At 67.3% G+C, this 11,496-nt stretch carries 12 protein-coding genes and 1 tRNA gene; 5 read left to right on the forward strand and 8 right to left on the reverse strand.

Going from position 1 to position 11,496, the window contains the following annotated elements; all coding sequences use genetic code 11:
- Positions 1-43: 43 nt before the first annotated feature.
- The 4 genes from ABEA33_RS17935 to ABEA33_RS17950 form a co-directional block, all read right to left on the reverse strand.
- Positions 44-1,141, reverse strand: coding sequence for an Ig-like domain repeat protein (locus ABEA33_RS17935; protein WP_345528282.1), 1,098 nt, complete (start codon positions 1,139-1,141; stop codon positions 44-46).
- Between the two features lie 138 nt (positions 1,142-1,279).
- The gene (locus ABEA33_RS17940) at positions 1,280-2,290 is read right to left on the reverse strand and encodes an Ig-like domain repeat protein (RefSeq protein WP_345528283.1); all 1,011 of its coding nucleotides are present in this window, start codon (positions 2,288-2,290) and stop codon (positions 1,280-1,282) included.
- 2 nt (positions 2,291-2,292) lie between these two features.
- On the reverse strand, positions 2,293-3,309 hold the full coding sequence (locus tag ABEA33_RS17945; RefSeq protein ID WP_345528284.1) for an Ig-like domain-containing protein: 1,017 nt from the start codon (positions 3,307-3,309) through the stop codon (positions 2,293-2,295).
- Positions 3,310-3,610: 301 nt separating this feature from the next.
- A complete protein-coding gene (locus ABEA33_RS17950; protein ID WP_345528285.1) occupies positions 3,611-4,462 on the reverse strand; it encodes a DUF3592 domain-containing protein in 852 nt (283 codons plus the stop codon).
- 269 nt (positions 4,463-4,731) lie between these two features.
- Here ABEA33_RS17950 and ABEA33_RS17955 point away from each other — a divergent pair, with 269 nt between their 5' ends.
- Positions 4,732-5,148, forward strand: coding sequence for a hypothetical protein (locus ABEA33_RS17955; RefSeq protein WP_345528286.1), 417 nt, complete (start codon positions 4,732-4,734; stop codon positions 5,146-5,148).
- 116 nt (positions 5,149-5,264) lie between these two features.
- Here ABEA33_RS17955 and ABEA33_RS17960 read toward each other — a convergent pair whose 3' ends face one another.
- The 4 genes from ABEA33_RS17960 to ABEA33_RS17975 form a co-directional block, all read right to left on the reverse strand.
- Positions 5,265-5,723 (reverse strand): hypothetical protein, encoded by a 459-nt coding sequence (locus tag ABEA33_RS17960; protein ID WP_345528287.1) that lies wholly within the window; start codon positions 5,721-5,723, stop codon positions 5,265-5,267.
- A gap of 133 nt (positions 5,724-5,856) precedes the next feature.
- On the reverse strand, positions 5,857-7,317 hold the full coding sequence (locus ABEA33_RS17965) for a plasmid pRiA4b ORF-3 family protein (RefSeq protein ID WP_345528288.1): 1,461 nt from the start codon (positions 7,315-7,317) through the stop codon (positions 5,857-5,859).
- 31 nt (positions 7,318-7,348) lie between these two features.
- A complete protein-coding gene (locus tag ABEA33_RS17970; protein WP_345528289.1) occupies positions 7,349-7,573 on the reverse strand; it encodes a hypothetical protein in 225 nt (74 codons plus the stop codon).
- A gap of 206 nt (positions 7,574-7,779) precedes the next feature.
- Positions 7,780-7,840: transfer RNA gene (locus ABEA33_RS17975), tRNA-Ser, on the reverse strand.
- 139 nt (positions 7,841-7,979) lie between these two features.
- Between ABEA33_RS17975 and ABEA33_RS17980 the strand changes: the two genes are divergently transcribed.
- The 4 genes from ABEA33_RS17980 (at position 7,980) to ABEA33_RS17995 (ending at position 11,493) form a co-directional block, all read left to right on the forward strand.
- Positions 7,980-8,582 carry a hypothetical protein gene (locus ABEA33_RS17980; RefSeq protein ID WP_345528290.1) on the forward strand — a complete coding sequence of 201 codons (603 nt, stop codon included), beginning with the start codon at positions 7,980-7,982 and terminating at the stop codon, positions 8,580-8,582.
- Positions 8,567-9,160, forward strand: a complete 594-nt coding sequence (locus tag ABEA33_RS17985) for a site-specific integrase (RefSeq protein ID WP_345528291.1) — start codon at positions 8,567-8,569, stop codon at positions 9,158-9,160. Before ABEA33_RS17980 ends, ABEA33_RS17985 begins: the two co-directional genes overlap by 16 nt.
- A gap of 432 nt (positions 9,161-9,592) precedes the next feature.
- Positions 9,593-10,132, forward strand: a complete 540-nt coding sequence (locus ABEA33_RS17990; protein WP_345528292.1) for a hypothetical protein — start codon at positions 9,593-9,595, stop codon at positions 10,130-10,132.
- On the forward strand, positions 10,129-11,493 hold the full coding sequence (locus tag ABEA33_RS17995; protein ID WP_345528293.1) for a hypothetical protein: 1,365 nt from the start codon (positions 10,129-10,131) through the stop codon (positions 11,491-11,493). The genes ABEA33_RS17990 and ABEA33_RS17995 overlap by 4 nt, the downstream gene beginning before the upstream one ends.
- The last annotated feature ends 3 nt before the right edge of the window (positions 11,494-11,496 follow it).

An 11,496-nucleotide genomic window follows, 5' to 3' on the forward strand; every position in this document is an offset into this window, starting at 1 on the left:
CGTACGCAGCCCGCTCACCCACTTCGTCGGTAGGGACCGTCGACTACTTCTTGTGCTTCTTCTTCTTCTGGACGACGATCTTCTCGGTCGTCTGCGAAGCGACATACACGTTGGTGGCGATGAAGGTCGCGGTCACCTTGTGCTTGCCGGGCTTGAGTTTCGGCAGCTTGACCTGGGCGAAGCCCTTCCGCACCAGGACTCGCTGCTGGCCCTTGGTACCGGAGATCTTCAGGGTCGTCCAGCCTGAGAGGTCGGCCGTGCCCGTCTTAGCCGTGATCCGTGCCGTCGGTCGCTTCCCAAACTTGATCTTCGCCGGCACCTTGAGGCTGATCGCCGTTGCGACCTTCTTCACGGTGATGCCGGTGGTCGTGAACGGCGCCGGGACCTGGAACGTGCCCTGGCTCATCGAGCCCAGCAAGGCGGCGAGGAGCAGGTTGTAGCTGGTCGTCGCCACCACCTGGTTTCCGACGTCCTGGGCCGTCGGCACGTAGGTCGTGCCCGTCGCGCCGGGGATGGCCTGGCCGTTGCGGGTCCACACGACGCCCGGCGCAGCGGTCGTGGTCCCGAGGATGGCGCCGTATACCCCCAGATAGGAGTTCATCAGGGTCTGCAGGTCGTCGAAGCCTGCGGGGAAGTCGACAGTCAGGGGCTGTCCGACGATGCCGCTGCCGGTGAGTGCCGGGAGTCCACTGGAGAGGTTGACGGTAGCCGCGCCGGAGACGGGCACGGTGACGCCGGCCGTCAGGTTGGGCATTGACCCCGGGCCACCCAGGGGCCCGGTCGAGATGGTCGAGATCGAGCAGGGCGACACACCGAGGCAGATGGTCCCGCCCCAACCCGTGATCGCGAAGAGGGCGTAGTCCCCCGGGGGGACCAAGGCCTGGTAGCTGCTGGCCAAGATAGGGGCACCGCTATCCGGATCCTCCTCACCGAGGGGGATCGGGCCGGCTTCGGGGTCGGAGATCGACCAGAGCATGACCATGCCCTTGGTCGCGCTGCCTGCGGTGTCGACGATGTTGACGACCAGGTTGGGGCTGGGGGCCGGGTCGGCGCTGGCGCTGGGGACGGCACCGACCGCTCCGGCGACAACCAAGCTGGTGGTGGCGGTCAGTACTGCAAGTCTGGCGAGTCGTGCACGCACGAAAGCTCCTTCAGCGGGGGTAGGCCTGAGCCTGGACAGAGTCGCTTGGATTGAACCCCGCGCGGGTCCGGTCCGAGGAGGATCCCGTCACCTGGACCGACCCGTCTAGACATTTCGGACCGCATGGGTCCGGTGACATCAGTGCCTGGTGCGCTTGACCGGCATGACGACGAACCTCCGCTCCGGCGAGCTCGACGGCAGGTACGTCGTCGTGCCCCGATAGGTCGCGCGTACGACGTACCTGCCCTTCTTGAGCTTCGGCAGTCGCAGTCGCGCCACCCCGTTGTGCAGGGTGAGCGCCCGGGAGAGCTTGCCCACCCTGACGACCACGGTCCCGGACACGAATGCGTTACCGTTCGTCACGTCGACGCGTAGCGCGGCTCGCTGAGCGGTCGTGATGCGGGGTCTGGTGATCGTGACGAATGCCTTGGTGGCCACGCGCCCGACCGTCGACCCGGCGAGAACGATCGGACTGGTGTCGGCGCCGTACCCGAGGGAGATGGCGGCCGCCATGACGCCCGTGATCGACAGCCTCGGTGCGAGGACGTGCCCGGCGTCGCCCACCGTTGGCCGGTACGTCGCGGACGAACCGCCGGGCACCGCCTCGCCGTCACGGAGCCACTGGTACGCGACGGCTCCACCGTTCCCGGCCGCCACGAGGTACTCGACCATGTTCTGCATCTGCTCTGACAGTGTCGCGGTCAGTGCTCCGCCGACCGCCGGTGTCCCCGAGAGCGTGGCCGGGGGTGGTGCCTGGATCGTCACCTCGGTGATCCCGCCGGCCGTGACCGTCAGGGCTGTCGCCGAGTCGACCGGCTTCGGGCCGGGCCCGGCGAGCGCGGCCTGGGTACACGGCGAGAGACCCCGACAGTTGAGCCCTCCCCAACCCGTGATGGACAGGGCGCCGTACGTCCCCGGCGGCACGCTGAACTCCGCGTCGGAGGTGGCGGTCTGCGGGCTCGCCACGTTGCCGCCGCCCGCGGGGTAGACCGAGACGACGCCCCGGATCGGCGCGCCTGCGCTGTCGACGACGTGAACCCGCAGCGTCCCGGGCGGATCGACCGCCGCCATCGGTCCGCCGGTCAGCAGGGCGCCCACCATCGCGCCGACGGCCGCGGTCGCGACGCGACGCAGCGAACTCCCAACCATGGTCATCGACTCCTGGGCTTGCGTTTGACCGGCTTGACGACCAGCTTCCGCGGGGGTGCGGTCGACGGGAGGTAGCTCGAGTCCCCGGCGAAGACGGCGCGTACGACGTACGTGCCCTTCTTCAGCTTGGGCACCCGGAGCCGCGCCGAGCCGTTGCGGAGCGTCAGCCTCCACGTCCGTCTGCCGACGGTCGCGGTGACCTTCCCGGTGACGATCTCGGTCGCCCCGGTGACGTCGATCCGCAAGGCGGCCCGCTGATTCGCGCGGATCGGCGAGCGGTTGAGGGTCGCGCGGGCCGTGGTTGGGACGCGTCCGACGGTGCCGACCGGGAGTGTCCGGGGGCCGATGTCGCCGCCCCACCCCTGACCCAGCTGGAACGTCATGAGTCCGGTCATCTGGAGCTGCACCGACAGGGTGTGGCCGGCGTCGATGACCCTCGGTGAGTAGGTCGCCGTGCCGACGCCGGTGGCCTCACCATCGCGCAGCCACTGGTACTCGACGGCTCCGCCGAGTCCGAAGTTGTTCAACATCGCGACCAGGTTCTGCACCGGCTCCGACAGCGCGACCTTCAGCTTGCCGCCCACACTCGGGCTGCCGGTGACCGTCGCAGGGACGGCGGCCTGCAGGGTGTGCTCGGTGTTCCCACCCTCGGTCACCGTCAGCGCGGTCGCGGGGTCGAGCGGGTGCGTGGCCGTGACGACTCCCGTCGTGTTGTCGCAGGTGACCAATCCACGACAGACCAGGCCACCCCAGGTGCTCATGCTGTAGACGGCGTAGCTGCCCGGCGGCAGGTTGAACTCGAAGGTGGACGCCTTGGTCCCGAGCCCCTGGCTCTCGCCCGGTGTCGAGTCATAGACCCCCACCGCGCCGCTCAACGGTTGGCCCGCGGCGTCGACCACGTGGATCGTCAGCGTTCCGGTCGGACCGGCAGCGCGGGCGGGTGACACCGCGAACAGGGTCGTGAGCACGAGGAGCAACGCGGCGCCGTACGCCGTCAGAAGCGAGCGACCGCGAGACATGACGACGAGGCTAGAGGCCGAGATGAGCGGGCGGGTCGAAATCGCCGATCCGAAGATGGTGGGAGCCTAGGGGACTCGAACCCCTAACCCCTGCTCGCAAAGCCCAGGAACGGCAGAGCCGCGTGAGCGCGAGGCGGCAACCAACACGGTCCGGGCGTTCTCCAAGCGCTACCTCGCCAGGCGCGGCCTGCGGCCGAACACGGTCCGCGGGTACGAGTCGCTCCACGCTGACGATGACGTACTGGCTCGTCGGTCACGCGATCTCGATCCGCGGTTCCCGCCCGGCACAACGCCGGGCGGGCTAGACCCAGTCAAGAGCCGCTGGACGGCGGGTGAAGGCGACGAACACGGAGCTGTCGTCCTCGGGCTGGTGGGGGTCGTAGATGACCTCGACCTGGCCACCCCTGACCATCAGGGACGCGTCCGAGTGCTTGCGCTCGACCCAGCGTTGGGTACCGCGACGATCGATGTAGGTGACTGTGGCGGTGGCCCCGGCGACCTTGCGGCTTCCGTTGTCATCGCTGGAGTAGTGGATCCGCAGGTCGCTGATCGATGCCGAGGTTCGCACTCCTTCGCGCAGCAGCCTCTCCCGGGTCCGTGCGCGTGCCGCGCCTGCGCGGACTACCTTGATGGCGGTGAGGCTCAGGGCAACGGTGAGTGCACCGAAGAGGGCAGGTAGCCATCTATCGGCGTAGTAGAGAACCCAGTCCCCCCAACCCCAAGCGCGAGGGGCACTGAACTCCGACACTTTCCAGCCCACCCGGTCCGGGGCGACCCAAGTCCGTGTACTGATCAGGACGCCCACGGTGGCACCGGCAGCTCCGAGCGCAAGTGCGGGGCCTCCGCTGCCGGACGCCGCCCGAAATGCATCCAATCGGGCGGCTCCCCACGGCAGACCCAGGCCCGCCATCAGCAGTCCGATGGTGAAGACGGTGCTGACGATCCAGGGCTGCCCTAGTTCGCCAGGTCTCAGGGAGTAGTTGACGGCTGTCGCGCGCCACATTCCCACGGCGAACGCCATGAAAACGCCGATGCCCACAGCACCCACCGCCCCAAGACCCCAGGCAGTCCCTGCAGCTAGGAGGTTTCGCGGATCGCCGACGGCCCCGTCCAGCCGTTCGCGCCTTCGGATTGCCGGATCGATGATGTCCATCAGCACTCCTCACGACGGCCAGCGAAGGTGCTGGAGGCACATCCTCTCCACAGTCCGACCTCGCAGCAAGCGCCACACCACCAGGAAAGGGGATCTCGGTGCTCGAGTGGGCCACGAGCGGCGCCTGACGGCAGACCTCCCTTAGCCGCCGCCACCGCAGGACGACTGAAGTAGTTGTCGGCGATGAACTATCGGGAGTTGCATGAGATGCAGGAACTCCCGTCCCGGGACGTTGTAGTCGTTTTCGCAGGTCAGAGCGACCTTCGTCGTTGCGCGCCCCTGACGGGGCGATGCGACGGTGGTCGGGATCGCTCGGCGTCGGGCCCGACTTCCCGGGCGTCGCCCCGAATCCGCTCCTGAGCTGTGATGCATGGAAGCGCAATGTGGAACTGCGTACGGGGGGCCTTGCGCTCGGCGTTCTCGTCGACTGGCGGGAGGTCAGCAGCGACGGCAATCCACGCGTGGTCCTGATGTTCGACGTGGAGACCGCCGACGGCATCTCGTTCCGCGGTATCGCAGACGAAGACCTCACGATCACCGAGCTCACACGACTCGCCCCAAGACGGACGTTGCCCGTGCGCCACCGGCCGGCCGTCATGGACCACGACGTCGCCCTTGCCCGGGAGGCGGACCCGGCCCATGTGCAGCAACTGTCTGACGAGATCGCGAGCCGCGAGCCGACCTGACCCGAAGCCATGGGCCGGATGAGCCCTAGTTCAGGTCGTAGAGACCTCGACGCGCAACTCCCGTCTCACGAGTTCCCGGTGCCTACCAGTTGGGAGCGAGACGCCGTCCAAAGTTGCTAGGTGCGGCCACGTCCCGGCCCGTCTACCCTCGGAATGTGTCCGCCAGATCCGATCGTCGGGCCGCTCGCCAGACCGTCGCCACTTATCACGAGGAGCAACTCGGCGAGCTCGTCCGTCGCGTCCAGCCAGCGATCGAACGCTTTCAGGCAGGTGAGATCGACGCGTTCGAGGTCGACGAGGTGATCTTCCAGTACACGCGGGCGGCCAAGGAACTCTGGAAGTTCTGCAACCTGGGCCAGGTTGAGTTCACCGCGCGAATCGTCCGGGAGGAACAGCCCGGCGAGTGGTGGGATCTCGGCGCGCCCCGGCGACGTTGAGGCCGCTTCCGGGCCGCGCCCTCCACAGGCCACGAGTTCGCGGTCGAGGCGGACGAGCAGACGTATGTGGATGTCCGCCTCCACCGGGTTCACCCGAACGACCACGAATTCGTGCGGACGCTCCATGATCCGGTGCACGCAGTCCACCAGCGGGTCGGCACGTAGCCGCGACGGTCACCTCTCTGCCCACGAGGAGGGCGCGCTCGTTGACTGCGTTGACCTTCTCGCGACGCAGCTCCAGGCAATCGCCGGGCTGCAGGCCATCAATGGGTCAGGTACGTCGGATCGCCGCACGCGCGGTAGCCGCGACGGCCAGGTCGACGCCCTTGGTCTCGCCCCAGCGGCTTCGTGCCGCTCCTGCGAGTTGCTCGAGAACGCCGAGGGTCGCGCTGTTGGCCGGCGGAGGCGAGAACCGGTCGCGTCCGCTGTGCCAGCCGAGCGCGAAGAGCAGCTCGCTGATCTCGCCGCGCCATTCCTGGGCCGGTACGCCGCTGCCGGTCACAGCGAGTGCCATCCAGGCCGCCTGGCGCTCGGCGTCCTTGGTGCCCAAGGGGAGTCGGTCGACGATGTGATGCCACAGTGCCTGCGGGTCAGGGCCACACCGGATGGCGGCGGCGGTCGGGCTCAGTCGGCTTTTGCGGACGCTGACCAGCCCGAGGGCGCGCGCTGTGGTGCGGATGCCTGCGACCGGGAAGGTGAGATCCTCCCGGTTGGCCTTGCCGATCCACCAGTCGGCGATGCCGGTGCGTTCGGCGACCTGCTCGACCACCGCGGGTGGGAGGTAGCCCGCGTCGGTCAGTGTGACGCCGTCGCCGATGATGTCGAGGAAGATGCGGTAGGTCTCGGTGAGCCGGGTGGCCTCGGCCTCGGTGACGTCGGTCGGCCCGTGGGAGAGCGGGCGGCCCAGCACCTGTCGCAGCAGGCGGTTGCCGCGCTGTTCGAGCTGCTCGGCCAGCTCCGCCAGTTCCCCGGTGACCGCGACCGGCTGGGCGGCCGCGCTCGTGAGCGCGGCGTTGGTCTCCTCGACGTCGAATTGGTCGGGGTGCCAGTCGATCGGCAGCCAGTCGTGGGCGTGCGCCGCGTTGTCGAAGACCCCGGGGAGTTGGGCATCGTCGTGCCCGCTGCGGACCCAGGCAGCGAGCTCCTCGTAGCCGCCGATGCCGCCGCAGTCCTCGGGCGGGCAGGCCATCCGTCCGCCGGTGCAGCGCACGGTCGGGGGTGACGCGTCGAGCACCTCCTCGACCACCAGCTTGTGGTCCCAGCCGTCGCCGAAGTCGTACTCGTACCAGAGCTCGTCGCCCTTCTCGGCGAGGAGCTGGTCGAGCCGTACGTCGTCCTCGAGCGTCCCGTCGTCGCCCTCCTCGAGGTCGAAGTGCGTGACGAAGTACGGCGAGCGGTGGTCGTGGCCGGTGCGGAACCGGTGCAGGTGGCTGTCGTACCATCCCATCGCCGCCTGGATCACGTCATGCAGCCGCGGCAGGGGAAGGTCACCGGGCAGCTCGAGTCGCCGCCAGACCGGCGGCTTCGCGCCGTGCAGGTCCAGACGCGCCCGGAACCCGCGGACCTCGGTCGGTACGGGGCGGAGCATCGGCGCCTCCTCGCGCTTCAGCTTCTCGAGGATGCTGGACACCTGCCCGCTCATCAGCGCGTCGAGGAGTGCCTTGTTCTCCTCGGGGCTGGCGCCGGCCATCAGCTGCTTCACCAGGTGCTGGACGTCGGTGGGTTCGGCCACCAGGACATTCAATCACCGTCGACTCGACGTTCTACCCGTCAGTGATGACGAGTTGGTCGCCGTCGCCGCCGATCGCGGCCAGGGCCGCGGTGCGTTCGACCTCGCTGGCATGGATGACAACCTCGCCACGTTTGAGAAGGGCGTCGAAGACCTCACCAGCACGCTCACCGGTTCGCATGAGCAGGCTGAGGTCGGCGTACGCAGGATCGCTGAACCGGCGGACCGACTCGAGCTCGTGGTGCGCTTCGGGTCGCACCCAGCGTGCGGCGAGGTCGAGGGCGCCACCGCGGCCGACGGCGGGGAGCTGCTTCCGGACGGTCCATCGGTCAGCTCGACGATGGTGCCCCCCGACCAGCCGGTCCAACTGCCGTTGACGTGAAGCGCCCCCTCAGGACAACGAGTGTGAGCAGGCGGGTGGGCCAGAAGTGGAAGAAGCCGCAGGGGACCTGCGACTTCTCGTAGTGGAGCCTAGGGGACTCGAACCCCTAACCCCCTGCTTGCAAAGCAGCGCCAGACGCCTCCCGAGACCGGTCGAAGAGCGTAAAGGTGCGGGTCAGAAGTGGTCATCTGGAGACGTCTTTGTCCCACGTTTCCCCCATCAGTCCCCCGCAGCGTAGTGTCCCTGCCATTGCAGCAGGGGGTTAGCGGTTGGAGGACTCGAGATGGCGCGGCGCAGGGGCTTCGGTGAGGTCGAGCGAAGAGTCAGCCGGTCCGGCCAGGTGACCCACCGGGCGCGGTACGCCATGCCCGACGGCACCCGCTACTCCCGGACGCTCGCCACCAAGATGGACGCCGAGGGTTGGCTGGCCGCAGAGCATGCGCTCGTCGACCGGGACACCTGGACGCCACCTCGAGCCCGCGAAGAGGCGCAGGCGCGACGCCAGCGCGAGGCAGCGTTCAACACCGTGGGTGGCTATGCCGACCGATACCTCGCCGAGCGTGCCCTTCGACCGAACACTCTCACCGGTTATCGGCAGCTCTTGGACTCGCGCCTCCTGCCGACCTTCCGGGAGGTGCCGCTGGTCGACGTCACTCTCGCCGACATCAAGTCCTGGCGCGGATCGTTGGACCCCAAGACCGATGCCACCAACGCCGCCGCTTATCGGCTCCTCCGATCACTGCTCCAAGCCGCCGAGGAAGACGAACTCATCGACCGGGCTCCCCCGAAGATCCGCGGCGCGAGCACGCCCGGGTCAAGCGAGTGGCGCGGCCGGCGACCTTTGACGAGCTGGCCGTCATCATCGACGACATGCCTGAGCGGCTGAAGCTGTTCGTCGTACTCGCCGCATTCGTCGGCCTACGCGAGGGCGAGGCGCTTGAGTTGCGCCGATCCGACATCGACGGCGTCATCGGTCGCATCGACATCACCCGGAAGGTCGACAAGAACAGGATGCGCGCGGCCCCGGGTGCGTGCGCTGACTGCGGCCGGCCGATCACTGCCCCGAAGACGGCGAGCGGTATCCGAATCGTGCATGCCCCGCCACCGTTCCTGCCGATGCTGCAGAAGCACTTGCTCGAGCACACCGCACCCGGCCCGACTGGACTGCTGTTCCCCGGCGACCGCAGCGACCACATGAGCGCCCGTTACCTGATGGACCGCTACCGACCAGCCCGCGACAAAGCCGGCCGTCCGGACCTCACGGTCCATCACCTCCGGCACACCGCCCTCACGATCGCCGGCCAGCACGGGGCCACAGCCGCCGAGCTCCAGGCCCGTGCCGGTCACGCCTCACAGACCGCGATGGCCATCTACCAGCATGCCTCCCTCGATCGTGACAGGTCGCTGGCCGACAGGATCGGCGACACATACGCCGCCTGGCAGGCCTCTCAGAGGGCAGACTGAGCGACTCGGATCCCCCGGGTGAATCAGGTGCGAAACTCTCGTAAGCACGCGAACCTGGCAAGGCTTGGCCACGACCACCTGCCTCACCGGGAGACGGAACGGACCCGTCGCATCCACCAGATGACTCCGGGACAAAGTTATCCACAATCGCCGAGCCTGTGGATTACTCGCTGCGGCACGGGGGCGATACTGGCAGTCAGACCACAGTCCACAGCAGGAGGCCGGGAACCGTGGCGGTATCCACAGTTTTGGTGCGAGTGTTCCCCAGGCGCTCCACAGGGGCACCGGTCTATGGTGCGCTATGCGACGAGGAACGGTGTCATGACCAGGGCGGCTTCGATGACGACTGAGTCCACTGCGTGGACGATTGCGGCCGCTCCCAGCGGCGGGGGTGACCCAGTGGCGGCTGCGCTGCTCACATTCTTAGACGGTGTGACGTTCTACAGACCCAAGACGGTCTATGTCAGCACGCCAATCACCACGGGTCCCTGGTTCTACGAGGAGTTGGCCCGTCGCGGCGCCCACGGCCGCATCGAAGACATCGAGTCCGGTCTGCTCGACGTCGTGCGCGACCATGCGATCGCGCACAACGCGGCGATCACTGCCGAGACCATCGTTGAGGCGAACAGCCGACTGCCGGAGCACAACTTCATCAACCCCGCGAACCTCGTGGTCGCAACCTGGAGCCAAGCGCAGTACATCAGTTTCTGGCTCGGGTTCATCGAACGAGCTGCAGGGCAGGTGCTGCTTAGCCCAGGCTGGGCCTACAGCACTGGTTGCACCCATGAGTTCGCAAAGGCGGTCACTGACGGGCTGTCCGTGGTCGATCACACCTTCGCGCCCTTGTCGCTTCACGACGGGCTCCAACACTCACGGCAGGCAATCGCGCACATCAAGGAACTTGGCCTAGAGCCGACCAGCCTTATGGAGGCCGTCGAGATCCTGTCCCACGCAAGCGGCGAGGCAACATGAGTCTCAAGGACGACACGCTGGTTGCGCTCCAGGGGACGTCCAACGTCGCCCAGTTCGTAAGCTTCGGTCCAGGGGCTCCCCCGGAAGCCCGCCACTTGGTGCTCCGAGCAAGGCAGGGCGATGGCGCAGGACTGGCCAGCGAATCGGTCGAGCCGCTAGTTAAGCTCGTTATGGATGCCTCGGCGTCGAACTCGGTGAACGTGCGCTCCTTCAAGCCCGATCGGCTTAGTGGCAACCCGTTTCACTACGGTCTCACGGACATCGACTCAGCCGCCCAGACCGTGCGGCAGTTGGCCCGCGACGGCTACTACACCATCGTGAATGAGACGATCGACGTCAGCGACGGCGGCGTCTCGGGGGTGTACCAAGGCGGCGTAATCGAGTTCGCTCCGGGCGACACTCCCCGCGCCGTGGAAGACGCCCATCACCTCACTCTCCCAGCCGAGGTGGGGACCAGGCTGTTGGAAGCCGTGTACGGGTTTGACATCGACTTCGGTCCGACCGCGGGCCGACGCATAGAGTTTTCTGTGCATCCGATGCGTGTAGGCGTCCAGCATTCCCACGTAATTATCTGGGAGACCTCAAGAACGGACAGCGCTGCACTCAGTGCGACAATTGACTGGCCGAATCCATTCAGTCATCTCATTGGCGATAAGGTGTTCGGCCTGCTGGTTGCCGACCTGTTCGGCTGGCCGGTCCCCTCGACCAAGGTCTTCCCGCGCTCGTTGCCACCGTTCTCGTTCGGCCGGCGGACGGGCACGTCCGAGACGTGGCTGAGAACCGCACCTCGCACGCGAACACCCGGACAGTTCACTACTATCCGGGGCTGGGTAGATCCATTCAGCCTTCTGGCACAGGAGGACCTGACCGGCGAGGCAATCGCCAGCGTCCTAGCCCAAGAGGGTGTCGACGCGCACTACAGCGGCGCTGCTGCTCCGCGGACAAACCAACTTGGTCCAGCGGTAGAAGGCGTCCGCGGCTACGGAGATCGGTTCATGCTCGGCGAGCATGAGCCAGAGCATCTGCCGCCCGTCGTCGAGTCGCTTGTGGCCGAGACGTGGAGGAGCCTCGTAAAGATGCTTGGGCCCGTCAGCTTGGAGTGGGCATATGACGGCAATGATATTTGGGTACTCCAACTTCACCGCGCCGGCGGGGTGTCGGGGGACGACGTTATCTATCCTGGATCACCTGCACATGGCTGGCTACAGTATAAGGCCGGTCAGCCATTGGATGACCTTCGGGAGCTCATTACTCAGGCGCAGCGCGAAGATCGAGGCATTGAGGTCCACGGACGTGTTGGTATCACCTCACACGTCGGCGACCTACTGCGAGGCGCTGGAATCCCTGCGCGCCGCGCCTAAGCC

This window comes from Nocardioides endophyticus (assembly GCF_039543845.1).
Lineage (GTDB): Bacteria > Actinomycetota > Actinomycetes > Propionibacteriales > Nocardioidaceae > Nocardioides > Nocardioides endophyticus.

Bases quoted from the DNA above. Each gene is read 5' to 3' on its own strand.
- ABEA33_RS17940 (WP_345528283.1), bottom strand. From the start codon at position 2,290: ATGGTTGGGAGTTCGCTGCGTCGCGTCGCGACCGCGGCCGTCGGCGCG.
- ABEA33_RS17945 (WP_345528284.1), bottom strand. From the start codon at position 3,309: ATGTCTCGCGGTCGCTCGCTTCTGACGGCGTACGGCGCCGCGTTGCTC.
- ABEA33_RS17950 (WP_345528285.1), bottom strand. From the start codon at position 4,462: ATGGACATCATCGATCCGGCAATCCGAAGGCGCGAACGGCTGGACGGG.
- ABEA33_RS17980 (WP_345528290.1), top strand. From the start codon at position 7,980: ATGGCGCGGCGCAGGGGCTTCGGTGAGGTCGAGCGAAGAGTCAGCCGG.
- ABEA33_RS17985 (WP_345528291.1), top strand. From the start codon at position 8,567: ATGCCTGAGCGGCTGAAGCTGTTCGTCGTACTCGCCGCATTCGTCGGC.
- ABEA33_RS17995 (WP_345528293.1), top strand. From the start codon at position 10,129: ATGAGTCTCAAGGACGACACGCTGGTTGCGCTCCAGGGGACGTCCAAC.